This window comes from Enterobacter cloacae complex sp. 382A5, from assembly GCF_050031095.1.
Lineage (GTDB): Bacteria > Pseudomonadota > Gammaproteobacteria > Enterobacterales > Enterobacteriaceae > Enterobacter > Enterobacter cloacae.
In genome coordinates this window covers 4704559-4724195 of the sequence record NZ_JBLGVK010000001.1, presented here as the reverse complement: position 1 = coordinate 4724195, position 19637 = coordinate 4704559, and the positions used below count along the sequence as shown (strand labels likewise).

Here is a 19637-nt window from a genome sequence, read left to right as displayed (position 1 = left end):
GCCTTTTACCCTTTGTTATTGATTACAGCTGGAGCCAGAACTTGTACCACCAGCACCAAAACCCACGTAGCTATCAGCGGCATGAATACCACTTTCAAAACCGCCAGCGCCATCACCAGTAGAGCAAAGGTCAGCAACACCTTACACACTTCGCCGAGGGCGAAGGACCAGGCCACGCGGCCTTTGGCAGGTGTATGCGCCTGATGACGCCAGGCAAAAATCATAAACAACACGTTTGGCAGCACAACCGCCAAACCCCCGCACACGGCGGAGATGCCCCAGAAGGGGTCTTTGAGGCTAAACAGCAGTCCACTTGCTATCACAGCCAGAAACTGAATGAACAGAAGCTTACGAGCAACGTTTCTACTCAAGAGCGACACAGACATCACGTTTTTACTCCTGCTCCCTTCGAGGTATGCCGCGTGTCGTATAAAACGTCCTTTAAGGCTCAGAGTCAAGCATCAAAAAGCGGTCAAATTATACGGTGCGCACCCGTGATTTCAAACATTAAGTAGCGAAAAGGTGAATAAATGTTTAAATATTTTTCCCCGCCGCTATTTTTCAACTTTTGATGAAAGCCCCGACCTTCGAGCAAAACTGCAAACAGCGCGAAAACGTTGACTACAAAGCGTGCACGAGATCACAAAATACACATTTGCGATAAGGTTGTATTTATCAAACTCGTAAATCGCTTAATTTCATCTTTCTGAAATTAAAGATAAAATGTCGCAACTATTTTCAAAACAGCCCCGTATACAATAAAAACCTTTTATTGACATTCTTAATAAATATTTAACATTGCATTCTGGTTGCTGCTTTCCACTTTTAGCAGGCTGATATTTTCGTGGTTGATTATCTTCAGGGTGAACAATGGTGAGAAAGTTAACCATTAGAAAACCCTTAGTAAAAACACGGTTAAATTCTCTCCGGCAAAATCCGTTGTGTTGTGCTGTTTTTTAACACTGACAGAACAGCACAAATTCCACATTTTTTATTAAATTTTTAAAAATTGTTTGGCTTAATTATCACCAGATGACGTTCGCCTTCGAGCTGAGGAATCTGTAATTTCTCAATGGACTCGACGGCAAAACCGTCCGGAAGCTGTTCAATTTCATCGCCGGGCAACTGCCCTTTCAGCGCATAAAAACGGCCATTCTCTGCCGGTAAGTGCTTACACCAGCTCACCATGTCATTAAGCGAAGCAAACGCACGGCTGATAACCCCGTCGAACGGTGGCTCTGCCGGAAACTCCTCTACCCTGCTTTGCACAGGCGTGATGTTCTCAAGCTTCAGCTCATGCTGTACCTGGCGCAAAAAACGCACGCGCTTGCCAAGGCTATCCAGCAGCGTGAAATGGCTTTCCGGGCGGACAATTGACAGGGGAATACCCGGCAGGCCAGGACCCGTGCCCACATCGATAAAGCGCTCACCGTTCAGGTACGGCGCAACCACAATGCTATCGAGAATATGGCGAATCAGCATCTCGTTGGGGTCGCGTACGGAGGTGAGGTTGTACGCTTTATTCCATTTGTTCAGCATATCGACATAGGCCACCAGCTGATTTTTCTGGTGATCGGTGAGCGAAATACCTGCCTGATCCAGCAGACGAGAGAGTTTATTGAGCACGGTGAATACCTGTTGAGAGACTTAAGTGGCGGGTGACGCTTCGCTAACCCGCCCTACGGAGTTCTGTAGGCCCGGTAAGCGCAGCGCCACCGGGCGAATTACACATATTACGCGCTGCGGCGCAGCATGCCCTGCTTTTTCAGCCACACCAGCAGAATTGAAATCGCTGCTGGGGTAACGCCCGAGATGCGGGAGGCCTGGCCGATCGACACCGGTTTGTGATCGTTCAGTTTGGCGATCACCTCGTTGGACAGCCCCGTCACCTGACGATAGTCCAGCATTTCCGGCAGCAGCGTGTTTTCGTTACGCTGCTGCTTTTCGATCTCATCCTGCTGACGCGCGATGTAACCTTCGTATTTAACCTGGATCTCAACCTGCTCTGCCGCTTCAGCGTCTTCAAGACCCGGGGCAAAGGCGGTGAGTTTCACCAGATTCTCATAGGTCACTTCCGGGCGACGCAGCAGATCTTCACCGCTGGCTTCGCGCGAGAGCGGCGCAGTTAAGTGAGCGTTCACTTCCGCAGCGGTTTCAGCCTGCGGATTAACCCAGGTCGTTTTCAGGCGCTGACGTTCCTGCTCAATGCGCTCCAGTTTCTCGTTGAAGCGTGCCCAGCGTTCGTCATCCACCAGACCCAGCTCACGGCCCATTTCGGTCAGACGCAGGTCAGCGTTATCTTCGCGCAGCATCAGGCGATATTCCGCGCGAGAGGTAAACATACGGTACGGTTCTTTGGTGCCCAGCGTGCAGAGATCGTCGACCAGCACGCCCAGATAAGCCTGAGAACGCGCCGGAGCCCAGCCCTCTTTCTCGGCAGAGAAACGGGCGGCGTTCAGACCGGCCAGCAGGCCCTGTGCAGCAGCTTCTTCGTAACCGGTGGTGCCGTTAATCTGACCTGCGAAGAACAGACCGTGGATGAATTTGCTCTCCAGGGTTGGCTTCAGGTCACGCGGATCGAAGAAATCGTACTCAATAGCGTAGCCAGGGCGAACGATTTTCGCATTCTCCATCCCCTGCATTGAGCGAACAATTTGCATCTGCACATCGAACGGCAGGCTGGTGGAGATGCCGTTCGGATAGATTTCGTTCGAGGTCAGCCCTTCTGGCTCCAGGAAGATCTGGTGCTGGTTACGATCGGCAAAGCGCATGACTTTGTCTTCGATCGACGGGCAATAGCGTGGGCCGATCCCTTCGATCACGCCGGCGTACATTGGGCTGCGATCGAGGTTATTGCGGATCACGTCATGGGTTTTTTCGTTGGTATGCGTGATATAGCACGGTACCTGCTGCGGATGCTGCGCTGCATTGCCCATGAACGAGAAGACCGGCATTGGGTTATCGCCGTGCTGTTGTGCCAGCACGCTGAAATCAATGGTGCGCGCATCAATACGCGGTGGAGTACCGGTTTTCAGACGGTTGACACGCAGCGGCAGTTCACGCAGACGGCGTGACAATGGGATAGATGGCGGATCGCCAGCACGTCCACCGCTGTAATTATCCAGACCGATATGGATCTTACCGTCCAGGAATGTCCCGACGGTCAGAACAACCGCTTTGGCGCGGAATTTGAGCCCCATCTGGGTAACTGCGCCAACGACACGATCGTTCTCCACGATAAGATCTTCCACTGCCTGCTGGAAGATCATCAGGTTCGGCTGGTTCTCCAGGGCGGTACGCACCGCCTGACGATAAAGCACGCGGTCTGCCTGAGCGCGGGTCGCACGCACAGCGGGGCCTTTACTGGCGTTTAGTATCCTAAACTGAATGCCTGCGTGATCGATCGCTTTTGCCATCAGGCCGCCAAGTGCATCCACTTCTTTTACCAGGTGTCCTTTCCCAATGCCGCCAATCGCCGGATTACAGGACATTTGTCCCAGCGTGTCGATATTGTGTGTCAAAAGCAGGGTCTGCTGACCCATTCGCGCTGCGGCCATTGCGGCCTCAGTGCCTGCGTGACCCCCGCCAATGATGATGACGTCAAAAGGATCCTGATAAAACATGGTGGTCTGCCTCGCGTAAAGCGGTATGAAAATGGATTGAAGCCCGGGCCGTGGATTCTACTCAACTTTAGTCTTTCGAGAAAGCATTGGGATCCTGGGCTATTAAAAAGAAGATCTTTTTATTTAGAGATCTGTTCTATTGTGATCTCTTATTAGGATCGCGGACCTTTGTGGATAAGTCCGATCTCATAAAGAAGATCATGGAGTTAGAAAGGATCGTTTGCTGTGAATGATCGGTGATCCTGGCCCGTATAAGCTGGGATCAGATCGCGACTTTATACACAGGGCAAAAACGACTTCAACGTTGTTCTTTGGATAACTACTGCTTAATACGAGCTTTTAACCAGAGTTATCCACATCTGTTCGCGCGATCTTTAATCGTTTTTGAGTAAATTTTTCCATTCACCCAGCCAGATCTCAGCCGGATCCTCCGGAATATCATGATCGAGGATGTTGATCTTCAGCGTTTCACCCACCTGTTTAGCTCCGCAGGCGGTGACAGCGGCTTCCACTTTCTCTATAGCACCGCAGAAGGTGTCATATTCACGGCTGCCAATACCCACTGCGCCAAAGCGCACGTTTGACAGGTCTGGCTGCTGTTCCTGCAGTTCGTCATATAAAGGTTGCAGGTTATCCGGAAGATCACCTGCGCCATGCGTGGAGGTGATCACCAGCCAGACCCCATCAGTCGGGAGATCTTCAAGCAAAGGCCCGTGCAGCGTTTGTGTGGAAAATCCCGCATCCTCCAGCTTCTCAGCCAGATGTTCCGCTACATATTCCGCGCCGCCAAGGGTGCTGCCACTGATAAGGGTAATGTCCGCCATTGATCGCTCGCTCAGATAAAGAGGGGGTCATTGTACGCTGTGAACGGGCTGGGATCTACCTGTGGAAAATGTGGGTATGGATTTGCCCGATCAGGGGCGAATGGTACGCATGATCGGGTTTTGCAGCGAGATCAACGTCTCGGTGGACTGAATTTCATCGATTGTTTGGATCTTGTTGATAAGTACCTGCTGCAGGGCATCTATGGATCGACACATCACCTTGATAAAGATGCTGTAGTGGCCGGTGGTGTAGTACGCCTCTGTGACTTCATCGAGCGCGTTCAGCTTCGCCAGCGCGGAAGGATAATCTTTTGCGCTTTTAAGAATAATGCCAATAAAGCAGCAGACGTCATAACCCAGCTGTTTTGGGCTGACATCGATACGAGCCCCGGTAATGATCCCCGCCTGTTTCATCTTCTCTACACGAACGTGAATCGTCCCCGGGCTGACGCCAAACTGCTTCGCCAGTTCGGCATAGGCGGTACGGGCATTGGCCATTAACGCCTCCAGGATGCCGCGGTCCAGATTATCGATCTGATAATTTTCCATAGCTTTTTCTTATGAAGATTAATGAATCACTCTATTCTAGCGTTAAATTTTAACGAATCAAAAGTGAAGGTGGCTTTTTGTTGTTTGATTATTGAATTGAATGCCTTTTCTGTTGCTTAATCAATACCAACAGGACGCAGGAGTATAAATAATGAAAACCGCTTATATCGCAAAACAACGCCAGATCAGTTTCGTTAAATCCCATTTTTCCCGCCAGCTGGAAGAGAAGCTGGGTCTGATTGAAGTTCAGGCACCGATTCTCAGCCGCGTGGGTGATGGGACGCAGGATAACTTGTCCGGATGCGAAAAAGCGGTGCAGGTGAAAGTGAAAACACTGCCAGACGCCCAGTTCGAAGTGGTTCATTCCCTCGCGAAGTGGAAGCGTCAAACCCTGGGACAGCACGACTTCAGCGCGGGTGAAGGGCTTTACACGCACATGAAAGCCCTCCGCCCCGATGAAGACCGCCTGTCTGCCATTCACTCTGTTTACGTTGACCAGTGGGACTGGGAGCGCGTAATGGGTGATGGCGAGCGCCATGTCGGCACGCTGAAATCCACCGTTGAGGCGATCTACGCCGGGATCAAAGCGACCGAAGCGGCCGTAAGCAAAGAGTTTGGTCTGGCACCGTTCCTGCCGGAATCGATCCACTTTGTTCACAGCCAGGAGTTGCTGAGTCGTTTCCCGGATCTGGATGCTAAAGGTCGTGAACGTGCGATCGCTAAAGAACTGGGTGCCGTCTTCCTGATGGGGATCGGCGGTAAGCTGTCGGATGGTAAACGTCATGATGTTCGTGCACCGGATTATGATGACTGGAGCACCATGAGCGAGGGCGAATTTGCCGGTCTCAACGGCGATATTCTGGTCTGGAACCCCGTGCTGGAAGATGCGTTTGAACTCTCCTCAATGGGGATCCGCGTGGATGCTGATGCGCTGAAACGCCAGCTGGCGGTGACCGGTGATGAAGATCGTCTCACGCTGGAATGGCACCAGGCGCTGCTGCGCGGTGAGATGCCGCAGACCATTGGCGGCGGCATCGGCCAGTCCCGTCTGACCATGCTGCTGCTGCAACTGTCGCATATTGGTCAGGTGCAGTGTGGTGTCTGGCCGCAGCAGGTACGTGAAAGCGTCAGCTCGCTTCTGTAATTAACGCTGCCAGCGTCTGAGCAGGCGGCTACGCAACCCGGTATCAAAGCGCCAGATATGATCGAAGATGCGCATGATGCCGGGTTTTCCATGGGCGGACATCGCCACTGCGTGGAAACGGTGCTGATGCACCCGCTGTAACTCCTTCACTTTATTCACCACGTCATCCGGCAGCCGCTGGGCAATAAAATCGGAAATCACCACCGCGTCAGCGTCGTACCAGTCGCCGCCCTGCATACGTTCCACAATGCTGCGAAAACAGCTGGCCAGATCGGTACCGCCGCGAAAACGCTGGCTTAAAAAGCGGATCGCCTGCTCAATACCCTGCTGATGGGTCAGCTCATAGCTGACCACTTCGCTGGAAAAGAGCATGATAAAGCAGCGACGCCGGTCAGCGAGCGCCACGCGCATCAGCGCCAGGCAGAACGCTTTGGCACACTGTTCGTTGAAACCGCCCATCGATCCGGATGTATCCACACAAACGATAAATGGGCCGCGCGGTTGCTCATCAAAATCCTGATGGACCACCGGACGTTGACTGATTTTTTCGCGCCAGGCTTCGCCATGCAGGCGATAGGTCAGAAGCTGTTTTTCCACCAGCCGACGATAAAACTCATATTCCAGCTCGGTCATCCCGAGCGTGCTCAGCTCCGTAGGCAGCAGGCGTAAAATGTCATCGCTTTGCTGGAGCCCATCCACCTGTTCCGGCACGGTGGCCGGTTCCCGCACCAGGGTGCGGAAGGTTTCCATCGGGGCATCCTTCTTTGGGACCGATTTAGCCTCCCTTGAGCGACCCAGCTGTTCCGCAAGCTTCATCAGCTCGGGCTGCTGCGCCAGGAAATCACCATACCGGACAATCAGCTGATAATCCCCACGCCTGATTTGGCCTGCACTCATATCCCAGAGACGTCCGGCGGCGTTTTCATTTTCTACCAGTACCTGCTCCAGCTGACCGCTTAAGGTCATGCGTTCCTGAACTTCGCTGAGCAATTGTTCACGCTCTTCATCCAGCAGTTGCTGGTTCAGCGTCGTGGCCTGAACCACAAGGCTGAGGCGCCAGCGCTGTAAAAAGAGTGTGTGTAAGGCGGGGGTGAAGGTGGCGTTATCGGTGACCAGCGCCCGGGCCTGGCTGGCAAATGGGGAGTGTACTTTATCGAGTAACGTCAGGGTTTGCGGGATCTGAACAATAAACTGCGACGTGGAAAGCCGCTGGCACTGCTGATAGCAGGCCACCTCTTCGGTTAACTCCTGTGGCACTTCGGTCTCTTTAAACCGCTGTCGCAGGTTGTCCCGCCAGCGCGGGAGATCGTCCGTCATTGCTTTTTTTAGCTTCGGGAATTTTTCAAAAAAAGCCGCCAGTTGAGGAGACGCCAGAAGAGTAATGATCACTTCTTCGATCAACCCATCTTCGCTGACGGCCAGCATGACGTTAAGCGTATCCAGCGTTAGCATTGACGAGCCTGTTTGATCTGCGCGCTCACGTCCTGCAGGCTGGCTTCAATGCGACCTAACCAGTCGCTGTGAATAAAGAGGCACTTTTGCTGTTCGCTGAAGCGCGTATGCTGCTGATGCCATTCGGTATCCAGCGCCTCCAGCTGCTGCGTGATCTCTTCCGGCACGCTGTCAGAGGCGCTTCCCGGGAGGGCAAGGCGCGACCCCTGCAGGCTTACGTCGCGGATCACCAGGTGCTGACTGCTGTCCACTTCCATATTCAGCGGCTGTGCAAAGCCTATACCGTTAAGCTTACCGCGGATCTCTCCGCCCTTATCAAGCCACTGGGCCAGCGCGTCACGCTCAAGCGTAATGTGCACCACCTGCATGTCATGGAGTTTAAGCGGCTGCTGGAGAAGCAGCGTCAGCGTTGGGCTGGTCAGTTCAGCGGGCAGTTCGTAGTGTGGTTTACGGGCGAACATGCCGCCAAGACGGTTCACCTTCAGCGCGGTTTTATCACTTTGCTGCTGCTGTAGCTGAATGCGCCGTTGGGCAATCGCCCCAAGCTGGTTGAGCATCGATTGCTGGCCCCAGGCGTGTCCGGTCATCAATATTTCAAGCTGCTGCTGCATCAGATTCATCCCTTCGGCATCGTGCCAGAGGCAGTCTTTCAGCAGGATCAGATCGATAGGGGCAACCGCGTCGCGCCCGCTGAACAGGGCGCTGGCCTGCAGCAGACGAATTGCTTTTTTCCAGCGACGGTCGGAAACATAAGGTGCAGAAGGAAGGAGATCGAGCTGCTGACGGAGCTGGTAGATCAACTCAAAGACCGCGTCCGGCAGTGTGATTTTGCCGATATCCACCTGCCACTGCTGATACTCCTGGTCCGTGACCTGCAGTGAAGCGGCTACCGGGTTTTCATTTTCATCCTGCTGGCTGGTCAGCATGGAGCGGAAGTTCGATTTATCCTGCACTTTGTCCAGCCACAGGCGGATCAGCATGCGGTCATACAGCGCTTCAAGGCTGCTGTCGGCTTCGGGAAGTTCGTTCGAGGCGGCCACCAGCAGGCGCATCGGGATTTTTTCTTCGCTGGCGCCGTTACGGAACCGACGTTCGTTAATCGCCGTGAGCAGGGTATTCAGAATGGCCGGTCCCGCTTTCCAGATCTCATCGAGAAAAACAATCTCTGCTTCCGGCAGATACCCCTCGGTAAGGCGTTGATAACGCCCCTCATCTTTCAGCGCCTGGATGGACAGCGGGCCGAAAACCTCTTCAGGGGTGGAAAAGCGGGTCATCAGGTATTCGAAGGCGCGTGCATTCTGAAAGGCAAATTTCAGCCTACGGGCAATCAGGCTTTTGGCAATGCCCGGCGGGCCAAGCAGAAATACGCTTTCACCGCTCAACGCCGCCAGTAAACAGAGGCGGATGGCGTGACTGCGTTCGAAAAGACCTTTCTCCAGTGCGCTGCTGAGACGGGAAATTCTTTCTGCTAATAAATGTGAGTGAGCCATAATAGTTTTTGCATCCTTTCGCCGTCGTGGCGGCTAATTGAAGCGAGTATAGACGTTTCAGTCAGGGCTGGTAATAGGCTGAAGTGCGGCGCAATTTTCTTTGCGCTACATTAATGCGGTTGCATTTAGGGGTTCGATTTTGCAACGAATCGTGCATACTGTGCGCTTTTTGTGGACCAAGGGAACAGGAACACATTTGTTATTTAAACGAAAAGACTAGTCTATGAGCACTGATAATAAGCAATCATTACCCGCAATTACGCTTGCGGCGATCGGGGTTGTCTACGGTGATATCGGCACCAGCCCGCTTTATACGCTTCGTGAATGTCTGTCCGGCCAGTTTGGCTTTGGTGTTGAACGCGATGCCGTATTTGGCTTCCTGTCCCTCATCTTCTGGCTGCTGATCCTGGTGGTTTCTGTTAAATACCTCTCCTTTGTGATGCGTGCAGATAACGCAGGTGAGGGGGGGATCCTGACCCTGATGTCCCTTGCGGGGCGCAACACCTCGGCCAGAATGACGTCGGTACTGGTTATTATTGGCCTGATTGGTGGCAGCTTCTTCTATGGGGAAGTGGTCATCACGCCTGCTATCTCGGTGCTTTCGGCGATTGAGGGGCTTGAGATTATCGCACCGCAGCTTGATACGTGGGTGGTTCCGCTGGCGATAATCGTTCTGACGTTGCTGTTTATTATCCAGAAGCACGGTACCGGGCTGGTGGGGAAATTGTTCGCACCGATTATGCTGGCCTGGTTCCTGATTCTGGCGGCGCTCGGTTTGCGCGGAGTTATTGGCAACCCGGAGGTTCTGCAGGCGCTGAACCCATACTGGGCTATCCATTTCTTCCTTGAATACAAAGTCGTTTCCTTCGTGGCGCTCGGCGCCGTTGTGCTCTCTATTACCGGTGTCGAAGCGCTGTATGCAGATATGGGGCACTTCGGCAAACTGCCGATTCGCGTGGCGTGGTTTTTAGTTGTCCTGCCATCGCTTGTATTGAACTACTTCGGGCAGGGGGCGCTGCTGCTGAAAAACCCGGAAGCGATTAAAAACCCCTTCTTCCTGCTGGCCCCGGATTGGGCGCTGGTGCCGATGCTTATTCTGGCCACGCTGGCCACCGTTATCGCTTCTCAGGCGGTCATTTCCGGCGTGTTCTCTCTGACGCGCCAGGCCGTGCGTCTGGGGTATCTCTCTCCCATGCGTATCATCCATACCTCAGAGATGGAATCGGGCCAGATCTACATCCCGTTTGTTAACTGGCTGCTCTATTTTGCTGTGGTGATCGTGATCGTCAGCTTTGAGCACTCCAGCAACCTGGCCGCGGCGTACGGTATTGCGGTAACAGGCACCATGGTGCTGACATCGCTTCTTTCCACCACGGTGGCGTACCGAAACTGGCACTGGAACAAGTTCCTCGTGGCGATGATTCTGGTGGGCTTCCTGTGCATCGACGTACCGCTGTTCTCGGCAAACCTCGATAAGATTGTCTCCGGCGGCTGGCTACCGCTGACGCTTGGTCTGTTGATGTTCATTGTGATGACCACGTGGAAAAGCGAGCGTTTCCGTCTGCTGCGTCGTATGCATGAACATGGAAACTCCCTGGAGGCGATGATTGCCTCGCTGGAGAAATCCCCACCGGTTCGCGTACCGGGCACGGCGGTGTATATGTCACGTGCGTTGAACGTTATTCCGTTCGCATTGATGCATAACCTCAAGCACAACAAGGTACTGCATGAGCGGGTTATCCTGCTGACCCTGCGCACCGAAGATGCACCGTATGTTCACAACGTGCGCCGTGTTCAAATTGAGCAACTGTCGCCAACCTTCTGGCGCGTGGTGGCGAGCTACGGCTGGCGTGAGACGCCGAACGTGGAAGAGGTCTTCCACCGCTGCGGTCTGGAAGGCTTAAGCTGCCGCATGATGGAAACATCGTTCTTTATGTCGCATGAGTCGCTGATTATCGGTAAACGTCCGTGGTATCTGCGCCTGCGCGGCAAGCTGTATCTTATTCTGCAGCGAAACGCCCTGCGTGCGCCGGACCAGTTTGAGATCCCGCCTAACCGTGTGATCGAGCTGGGAACCCAGGTCGAGATTTAAGCTCCTTAAAATGCCGGGTGGCGCTTCGCTTACCCGGCCTATTCATACTCAATATTCCCGCCAAAATTTACGTCTCATTTCACTTAGCGAAACGTTTCGACACCGATCACAATTCTGTTACGTCATGGTGGTTTTCTGAACACTCTTAAGACTAAACTGATTTCAGCGAAACGTTTCGCTAGTGGAGCAAGAAAATGAAGAAAGGCACGGTTCTCAACTCAGAAATCTCGTCGGTTATTTCCCGTCTTGGGCATACCGATACGCTGGTGGTTTGCGATGCAGGCTTACCGGTTCCGCGCAACACAACCCGTATTGATATGGCGTTAACGCAGGGCGTGCCCTCGTTTATGCAGGTACTGGATGTAGTGACTGCGGAGATGCAGGTTGAGGCGGCCATTCTCGCGACGGAAATTAAACAACATAATCCGCAACTCCACGAAACGTTGCTCAATCACATTGAGCAACTGCAACAGCACCAGGGAAACACCATAGAAATTCGTTACACAACGCACGAACAGTTCAAACAACAAACCGCAGACAGTCAGGCGGTGATTCGCAGCGGGGAGTGTTCCCCGTATGCGAATATCATTCTCTGTGCTGGCGTCACCTTCTGAGGCCATCATGGACGCATTACTGCAACTTAAAGGGATCGATAAATCGTTCCCAGGCGTAAAAGCCCTTTCTGGCGCGGCGCTGAACGTTTATGCCGGACGCGTAATGGCGCTGGTGGGCGAGAATGGCGCCGGCAAATCCACCATGATGAAAGTGCTGACCGGTATCTATCAACGCGATGCCGGTTCACTTTTGTGGCTGGGTAAAGAGACCACCTTCAGCGGTCCAAAAGCCTCGCAGGAAGCGGGGATCGGCATTATTCACCAGGAACTGAACCTGATCCCGCAGCTCACTATTGCGGAGAACATCTTCCTTGGCCGCGAATTTGTTAACCGGTTTGGCAAAATTGACTGGAAAACGATGTATGCCGAAGCGGATAAGCTGCTGGCGAAGCTGAACCTGCGCTTCAAAAGCGACCGCCTGGTGGGCGAACTCTCCATTGGCGACCAGCAGATGGTGGAGATCGCGAAAGTGCTGAGCTTTGAGTCGAAGGTCATCATTATGGATGAACCGACGGACGCCCTGACCGATACCGAAACCGAATCCCTGTTCCGCGTCATCCGCGAGCTGAAATCGCAGGGACGTGGAATTGTCTATATCTCTCACCGTATGAAAGAGATTTTCGAGATCTGCGACGACGTTACCGTCTTCCGCGACGGGCAGTTTATTGCCGAGCGTGAAGTGGCATCGCTGACGGAAGATACGCTTATCGAAATGATGGTGGGACGCAAGCTCGAAGATCAATACCCGCACCTCGACAAAGCACCGGGTGAGATCCGCCTGAAGGTGGATAACCTCTGTGGCCCTGGCGTGGACAATGTCTCCTTTACCCTGCGTAAAGGGGAAATTCTTGGCGTGGCAGGGCTAATGGGTGCTGGCCGTACCGAGCTGATGAAAGTGCTGTACGGTGCGCTGCCGCGATCCAGCGGTTATGTCACTCTCGACGGGCATGAAGTGGTGACGCGCTCTCCGCAGGATGGCCTGGCGAATGGTATTGTTTATATCTCCGAAGACCGTAAGCGCGACGGCTTAGTGCTGGGCATGTCGGTGAAAGAGAACATGTCTCTTACCGCCCTGCGCTATTTCAGCCGCAGCGGCGGCAGCCTGAAACATAAAGATGAACAGCAGGCAGTCAGCGATTTTATCCGCCTCTTTAATGTGAAAACCCCCTCGATGGAACAGGCGATTGGCCTGTTGTCCGGCGGTAATCAACAGAAAGTGGCGATTGCACGCGGGCTGATGACGCGCCCGAAAGTGTTGATCCTTGATGAACCTACCCGCGGCGTGGACGTCGGGGCCAAAAAAGAGATCTATCAGCTGATTAACCAGTTCAAGGCCGACGGTCTGAGCATCATTCTGGTCTCTTCCGAGATGCCAGAGGTATTAGGCATGAGCGATCGCATTATCGTCATGCATGAAGGGCATCTCGGCGGTGAATTCACTCGCGAGCAGGCCACCCAGGAAGTTCTGATGGCTGCCGCTGTGGGCAAGCTTAATCGCGTGAATCAGGAGTAAGAAGATGACTACCCAGGCTGTTTCTGGTCGCCGTTATTTCACAAAGGCATGGCTGATGGAACAAAAATCGCTGATTGCCCTGCTGGTGCTGATCGCGATTGTGTCGACCATGAGCCCCAATTTCTTCACCGTTAATAACCTGTTCAATATTCTGCAGCAGACCTCCGTGAACGCCATTATGGCGGTCGGGATGACACTGGTGATCCTGACATCGGGTATCGATCTGTCCGTCGGTTCCCTGCTGGCGCTCACCGGTGCGGTTGCTGCTTCAATCGTCGGGATTGAGGTCAACGCGCTGGTTGCCGTTGCCGCTGCGCTGGCGCTGGGTGCGGCAATTGGTGCTGTCACCGGGGTTATTGTGGCGAAAGGTCGTGTTCAGGCGTTTATTGCGACGCTGGTCATGATGCTGCTGCTGCGCGGTGTCACCATGGTGTATACCAACGGCAGCCCGGTTAACACCGGCTTTACGGACAACGCCGATCTGTTTGGCTGGTTCGGTATCGGTCGCCCGCTGGGTATCCCGACGCCGGTCTGGATCATGGCCATCGTCTTCCTGGCGGCGTGGTACATGCTGCACCACACGCGTCTGGGCCGCTATATTTATGCACTGGGTGGTAACGAAGCGGCAACGCGTCTGTCCGGTATCAGCGTCAACAAAGTTAAAATTATCGTTTACTCACTGTGCGGTTTGCTGGCCTCTCTGGCGGGCATCATCGAAGTGGCGCGCCTCTCTTCCGCGCAGCCAACGGCGGGTACGGGGTATGAGCTGGATGCCATTGCGGCAGTGGTTCTGGGCGGTACGAGTCTTGCGGGCGGTAAAGGTCGCATTGTTGGGACATTGATCGGCGCACTGATTCTCGGTTTCCTGAATAATGGTTTGAATTTGTTAGGTGTTTCCTCCTATTACCAGATGATCGTTAAAGCAGTGGTGATTTTGCTGGCGGTCCTGGTAGACAACAAAAAACAGTAACTGACGACACTACAGGACATCTTAGATATGAACATGAAAAAACTGGCTACCCTGGTTTCTGCTGTCGCGCTGAGCGCAACCGTAAGTGCTAACGCTATGGCGAAAGACACCATCGCGCTGGTTATCTCCACGCTGAACAACCCGTTCTTCGTCTCCCTGAAGGATGGCGCACAGAAAGAAGCCGACAAACTGGGCTACAACCTGGTGGTGCTGGATTCACAGAACAACCCGGCGAAAGAGCTGGCTAACGTGCAGGACTTAACCGTTCGCGGCACCAAAATTCTGCTGATCAACCCAACCGATTCTGACGCGGTGGGTAACGCCGTGAAGATGGCAAACCAGGCGAAGATCCCGGTGATCACCCTGGACCGTCAGGCAACGAAAGGCGACGTTGTGAGCCACATTGCGTCTGATAACGTGCTGGGCGGTAAAATCGCGGGTGACTACATCGCGAAGAAAGCAGGTGAAGGCGCGAAAGTTATCGAATTGCAGGGTATTGCCGGTACGTCCGCAGCCCGCGAACGTGGCGAAGGTTTCCAGCAGGCGGTTGCGGCTCACAAATTTAACGTCCTGGCCAGCCAGCCTGCTGACTTCGACCGTACTAAAGGTCTGAACGTTATGCAGAACCTGCTGACCGCGCACCCAGACGTGCAGGCGGTGTTCGCACAGAACGACGAAATGGCGCTCGGCGCGCTGCGTGCCCTGCAGACTGCAGGTAAATCTGATGTGATGGTTGTCGGATTTGACGGCACACCAGATGGTGAAAAAGCGGTAAATGATGGCAAACTGGCGGCGACCATCGCTCAGCTGCCTGAGCAGATCGGCGCGACTGGCGTGCAGACTGCTGACAAAGTGCTGAAGGGCGAAAAAGTTCAGGCTAAATATCCAGTTGACCTGAAACTGGTCATCAAGCAGTAAAAAGGCGATTCAGGCAGTCGCTGGCTGCCTGAGGGACACCAATAAAGAAAAGTGTGGCATACGCCACCGGGTAACACCGGTGGCGCTCTCAGATGGACAGCTCAACCATGAAAACCGCAGGCAACCTCGTCGTCCTTGGCAGTATCAATGCCGATCACATTCTTAACCTTGAATCCTTCCCGACGCCGGGCGAAACCGTCACCGGCAACCATTATCAGGTGGCATTTGGCGGTAAAGGTGCCAACCAGGCGGTTGCAGCAGGACGCAGTGGGGCAAATATCGCGTTTATCGCCTGCACGGGTGATGACGATACCGGTGAGCGCGTGCGTAAACAGCTCGCCAGCGATAACATCGATGTTGCGCCAGTCAGCGTTGTTGCAGGGGAGTCGACCGGCGTGGCGCTGATTTTCGTCAACGCGGAAGGTGAGAATGTCATCGGTATTCATGCAGGCGCGAATGCCCGTCTTACGACGGACCGCGTTGAAGCACAGCGCGAGCTTATCGCTAATGCCGACGCGTTACTGATGCAGCTGGAATCGCCCGTAGAAAGCGTACTGGCGGCCGCTGACATTGCGCATCAAAATCATACCACTGTCGTACTTAATCCTGCGCCTGCCCGTGTATTATCAGACGAACTGCTGGCGCGGGTGGACATCATTACACCGAACGAAACCGAAGCGGAAAAACTGACGGGCATTGGTGTTGAAAATGATGATGACGCAGCACGTGCCGCGAAAGCGCTGCACGATAAAGGCATCGGCACCGTTATCATTACCCTCGGTAGCCGCGGCGTGTGGGCAAGCGTAAACGGCGAAGGCCGTCGCGTGCCGGGCTTTAAGGTCAAGGCGATTGACACTATCGCGGCAGGCGATACGTTTAACGGAGCATTGGTGACAGCGCTGCTGGAAGGAAAGGGAATGGATGATGCTATCCGCTTTGCGCATGCTGCTGCGGCTATCGCCGTCACGCGCAAAGGTGCCCAGCCCTCCGTTCCGTGGCGTAAAGAGATCGACGAATTCTTAAGTCAGCAGGGGTAACGCTTGGCCACAATGAAAGATGTCGCCCGCCTGGCGGGCGTTTCTACGTCGACAGTCTCCCACGTCATTAATAACGATCGCTTCGTCAGCGAGGCGATTCGGGAGAAAGTCGAAGCCGCAGTGAAAGATCTCAACTATGCGCCGTCTGCGCTGGCCCGCAGCCTGAAGCTCAACCAGACGCGCACCATTGGCATGCTGATCACCGCCAGTACGAATCCCTTTTATTCTGAACTTGTCCGCGGGGTGGAACGCAGCTGCTTCGAACGCGGCTATAGTCTGGTGCTGTGCAATACCGAAGGGGATGAGCAGCGTATGAACCGTAATCTGGAGACGCTGATGCAAAAACGCGTCGACGGATTACTGCTGCTGTGTACCGAAACGCATCAACCCTCGAAAGAGATCATTCAGCGTTATCCGTCTATCCCCACGGTGATGATGGACTGGGCGCCGTTCGACGGGACCAGCGATCTGATTCAGGATAACTCCCTGCTGGGCGGAGATATGGCAACCCAGTATCTGATCGACAAAGGCCATACCCGCATCGCCTGCATTACTGGCCCGCTGGATAAAACCCCGGCGCGGCTACGTCTGGAGGGGTACCTTTCCGCGATGGCTCGGGCGGGACTCGCGGTTCCGGAGGGTTACCGTATTACCGGCGATTTTGAATTTCAGGGCGGTTTCGAGGCGATGCAGACATTGCTGGCGCAGACTCCGCGCCCGCAGGCCGTCTTTATTGGCAACGATGCCATGGCATTTGGGGCGTATAAGGCGTTGTACCAGGCGGGATTGCGTATTCCTGACGATATGGCGGTGATTGGCTACGATGATATCGAACTGGCCAGCTACATGACCCCGCCGCTGACCACGATCCATCAGCCAAAAGATGAACTGGGTGAGCTGGCCATTGATGTATTAATACACCGAATGGCGCAGCCCACGCTGCAGCAGCAACGTCTGCAGCTTACTCCTGTTCTGATGGAACGGGGTTCGGTTTAGCTTTTGTTTTGTGGCGTTCTTTAATCAGGTTTCGACCATCTTTCGGTTTTAACAGCATAAAGACCAGCGCTGAAACGACGGTAAGTACGCCCATCGTGATAAAGGTATAGTGGAACTGCTCGACGGTGTTCGCGCTGTCAAAACCTTCATAGAACCGCAGTACCGCGGCACTGACAGCCACCCCAAGGCTGATTGATAACTGTTGAGTCACCGCCAGCACGCTGTTGCCACTACTGGCGTTGTCGTCAGTCAGATCCGCGAGAGTAATCGTGTTCATCGACGTGAACTGCGTTGACATTGCCATACCCAGCACAAACAGCGGCAGGATCAGCATCCAGACGGGAAGCGAGGCAGATTGTAGCGAGAACTGCGCAATCATCAGCCCGATAAAGACCGTTACGCCAACCAGCGTCTTCCGATAGCCAAACCAGCGCAGCACCTGCGTGACGGTTGATTTGGCCAGAATTGAGCCCATTGCCGTGGGCGCCATCATGCAGCCGGCTATCAGGGCCGGATAGCCGAAACCGACCTGCAGCATCAGAGGCATCAAAAACGGTACGCAGCCCGTCCCCAGGCGCGAAGCAATATTCCCCGCGATACCTACCGAGAAAGTGCGCGTATTAAAGAGAGACAGCGAGATCAGCGGTGTCGGGTGACGGCGTGCATGACGTATATAAAGAAGGAACAGCAAAATACCGCCAAGAATGACAGCCAGCGCAAGCCATGTTGCCACTATCTTCTCACCAAACAGCTCCATCCCGCTGGAGAACAATACCAGGCTCAGACCAAACAGGAAAAAACCACCCATATCGAAACTGCGTCTTGGCGTGGTGAAGTTCGGCATATATTTACGGGCATACAGCAGCCCTGCTACGCCAATTGGAATATTAATCAGGAAGATCCAGTGCCAGCTGGCCCAGGTGACAAACACACCGCCCAGCACCGGGCCAAGTATCGGACCGACCAGGCCGGGCATGGTGACGAAGTTGAGCACGGGAAGCAATTCACTGCGTGGATAGGCGCGCAAAAGTGCCAGGCGCGCCACGGGCATCATCATCGCGCCGCCAATTCCCTGCAGAACGCGGAAGATAACCAGTTCGGTCAGAGAGGATGATAATGCACAGGCCAGCGAACCGAGCGTAAAGAGCGTTACGGCCAACATAAATACGCGACGGGTGCCGAAGCGATCGGCCAGCCAGCCGCTCACCGGGATCAACATTGCAACCGTCAGGGTGTAACTGATGATGGCGGACTGCATCGCCAGCGGCGATCGGTTAAGGCTTTGCGCAATGGCGGGAAGTGCGGTGTTGAGGATGGTGGCATCCAGTGCCTGCATAAAGAACGCCATGGCTGCAATCCACGGCAGCCCGGCCATGCTGCGTGCTTTTTTCTTTGTCATTTATTCACCTGCTGGTGGGTTGGCGCGGCCAGTAACGCCTGGCACGCGCTCAGGGCTCGTTGCCCGTCGCTCTCCTGAATGGCATCGACAATGGCCTGATGCAGATCCAGCTTCACCACTTCGTCCTGAGTAATAGAGGTAAAGTAGGTGTGGTACACCGAATGGAATAAAGAAGCAAAAGAGGTAAGGAACGGATTGGCGCTCATCATATAGATATGTTCATGCCAGGCCATATCGACCTCAACCCAGCGCTCGCGGTTGAAGTGCTTTTTCAGGAACACCATCTCTTCCATTAATGTGTTGAGCTGGGCTTTTTGTTCTGCTGTCCCGAGCGTGGCGGCAAGCAGGCAGGCCTGCGGCTCAAGACTGCTGCGCATCACCAGAAAGTGATCGACGACCTGATTGAAGTTGTCTTCTGTCATCCACCAGGAGAGAAGTTCCTGATCGAGGAAGTTCCAGTTGCTTTGTGGCATTACCCGCGTGCCAATGCGCGGACGCGGTAGCACCATGCCTTTTGCTGTTAAGGTTTTCACTGCTTCGCGAACGGCGGTACGACTCACGCCAAACTGCTCGCCCAGCTCCATTTCACCCGGCAGGATGCTACCCGGGGCATATTTACCCGCTAAAATCAGCTGAGCCAGCTTTTCTGCCAGCACATAAGACAGGTTTTTTTGGGCTGCCAGCTGTTGTGCGCTCAATGGCATTGCTTTTATTCCTTAATGATTCTTGTCGATAAGTATGCCACCGTGAATGTGATTGTGGTTGCAGATACATCAAATAGAACACTTTGTAGCTTGATTTCATCGCTATTGGTGAAAAAAAACACGGACGGAAACTTTTTTTAAATTTCCTCTTGTCACTTCAGAATAACTCCCTATAATGCGCCTCCACTGACACGGAACAACGGCACACACGCCGCCGGGTCAGCAGAGAAAAGCAAATTAAACGCTTGACTCTGAAGCGGGAAAGCGTAATATGCACACCCCGCGCCGCAGCGAAAACGAAGCGGCACTGCT

General features: G+C 53.9%; 17 protein-coding genes. 8 read left to right on the top strand and 9 right to left on the bottom strand.

The window, feature by feature from the left end; all coding sequences use genetic code 11:
- Positions 1-5: 5 nt before the first annotated feature.
- The 5 genes from atpI to asnC form a co-directional block, all read right to left on the bottom strand.
- A complete protein-coding gene (gene atpI / locus ACQG2G_RS22330; protein ID WP_008500194.1) occupies positions 6-386 on the bottom strand; it encodes a F0F1 ATP synthase subunit I in 381 nt (126 codons plus the stop codon).
- A 616-nt stretch (positions 387-1002) separates the two neighbouring features.
- The gene (rsmG, locus tag ACQG2G_RS22325) at positions 1003-1626 is read right to left on the bottom strand and encodes a 16S rRNA (guanine(527)-N(7))-methyltransferase RsmG (protein ID WP_013099403.1); all 624 of its coding nucleotides are present in this window, start codon (positions 1624-1626) and stop codon (positions 1003-1005) included.
- 107 nt (positions 1627-1733) lie between these two features.
- Entirely contained in the window at positions 1734-3623 is a 1890-nt protein-coding gene (mnmG, locus tag ACQG2G_RS22320; protein WP_061772918.1) for a tRNA uridine-5-carboxymethylaminomethyl(34) synthesis enzyme MnmG, read from the bottom strand.
- 374 nt (positions 3624-3997) lie between these two features.
- Complete coding sequence (gene mioC, locus ACQG2G_RS22315; protein WP_013099402.1) at positions 3998-4447, bottom strand: FMN-binding protein MioC; 450 nt, start codon at positions 4445-4447, stop codon at positions 3998-4000.
- Between the two features lie 90 nt (positions 4448-4537).
- Positions 4538-4996: a transcriptional regulator AsnC gene (asnC, locus tag ACQG2G_RS22310; protein ID WP_008500198.1), complete on the bottom strand. Its 459-nt coding sequence runs from the start codon at positions 4994-4996 to the stop codon at positions 4538-4540.
- A gap of 151 nt (positions 4997-5147) precedes the next feature.
- Between asnC and asnA the strand changes: the two genes are divergently transcribed.
- Positions 5148-6140, top strand: coding sequence for an aspartate--ammonia ligase (asnA, locus tag ACQG2G_RS22305; protein WP_013099401.1), 993 nt, complete (start codon positions 5148-5150; stop codon positions 6138-6140).
- Here the strand turns inward: asnA and viaA are convergent, their stop codons facing one another.
- Together viaA and ravA are read right to left on the bottom strand one after the other, a co-directional pair.
- Positions 6141-7592, bottom strand: coding sequence for an ATPase RavA stimulator ViaA (gene viaA / locus ACQG2G_RS22300; RefSeq protein ID WP_013099400.1), 1452 nt, complete (start codon positions 7590-7592; stop codon positions 6141-6143).
- A complete protein-coding gene (gene ravA, locus ACQG2G_RS22295; protein ID WP_061772919.1) occupies positions 7586-9082 on the bottom strand; it encodes an ATPase RavA in 1497 nt (498 codons plus the stop codon). The genes viaA and ravA overlap by 7 nt, the downstream gene beginning before the upstream one ends.
- Before the next feature lie 223 nt (positions 9083-9305).
- On the opposite strand from ravA, the gene kup reads away from it, so the two are divergent.
- The 7 genes from kup to rbsR all read left to right on the top strand — a co-directional run bounded on the left by kup (position 9306) and on the right by rbsR (position 17222).
- A complete protein-coding gene (gene kup / locus ACQG2G_RS22290) occupies positions 9306-11174 on the top strand; it encodes a low affinity potassium transporter Kup (RefSeq protein ID WP_013099398.1) in 1869 nt (622 codons plus the stop codon).
- Between the two features lie 194 nt (positions 11175-11368).
- Positions 11369-11788 (top strand): D-ribose pyranase, encoded by a 420-nt coding sequence (rbsD, locus tag ACQG2G_RS22285; RefSeq protein WP_020690257.1) that lies wholly within the window; start codon positions 11369-11371, stop codon positions 11786-11788.
- A 7-nt stretch (positions 11789-11795) separates the two neighbouring features.
- On the top strand, positions 11796-13301 hold the full coding sequence (gene rbsA, locus ACQG2G_RS22280; RefSeq protein ID WP_020690258.1) for a ribose ABC transporter ATP-binding protein RbsA: 1506 nt from the start codon (positions 11796-11798) through the stop codon (positions 13299-13301).
- A 4-nt stretch (positions 13302-13305) separates the two neighbouring features.
- The gene (gene rbsC, locus ACQG2G_RS22275) at positions 13306-14271 is read left to right on the top strand and encodes a ribose ABC transporter permease (RefSeq protein WP_029883505.1); all 966 of its coding nucleotides are present in this window, start codon (positions 13306-13308) and stop codon (positions 14269-14271) included.
- Between the two features lie 27 nt (positions 14272-14298).
- The gene (gene rbsB / locus ACQG2G_RS22270; protein ID WP_013099394.1) at positions 14299-15189 is read left to right on the top strand and encodes a ribose ABC transporter substrate-binding protein RbsB; all 891 of its coding nucleotides are present in this window, start codon (positions 14299-14301) and stop codon (positions 15187-15189) included.
- A 107-nt stretch (positions 15190-15296) separates the two neighbouring features.
- Complete coding sequence (gene rbsK / locus ACQG2G_RS22265; protein WP_028028127.1) at positions 15297-16226, top strand: ribokinase; 930 nt, start codon at positions 15297-15299, stop codon at positions 16224-16226.
- 3 nt (positions 16227-16229) lie between these two features.
- The gene (gene rbsR, locus ACQG2G_RS22260) at positions 16230-17222 is read left to right on the top strand and encodes a ribose operon transcriptional repressor RbsR (protein ID WP_013099392.1); all 993 of its coding nucleotides are present in this window, start codon (positions 16230-16232) and stop codon (positions 17220-17222) included.
- On the opposite strand, the gene mdtD is transcribed toward rbsR, so the two are convergent.
- On the bottom strand, positions 17188-18621 hold the full coding sequence (mdtD, locus tag ACQG2G_RS22255; RefSeq protein ID WP_020690262.1) for a multidrug transporter subunit MdtD: 1434 nt from the start codon (positions 18619-18621) through the stop codon (positions 17188-17190). The two genes, rbsR and mdtD, sit on opposite strands and share 35 nt — an antisense overlap.
- Positions 18618-19325, bottom strand: coding sequence for a FadR/GntR family transcriptional regulator (locus ACQG2G_RS22250; RefSeq protein WP_013099390.1), 708 nt, complete (start codon positions 19323-19325; stop codon positions 18618-18620). Before ACQG2G_RS22250 ends, mdtD begins: the two co-directional genes overlap by 4 nt.
- Positions 19326-19637 lie beyond the last annotated feature (312 nt).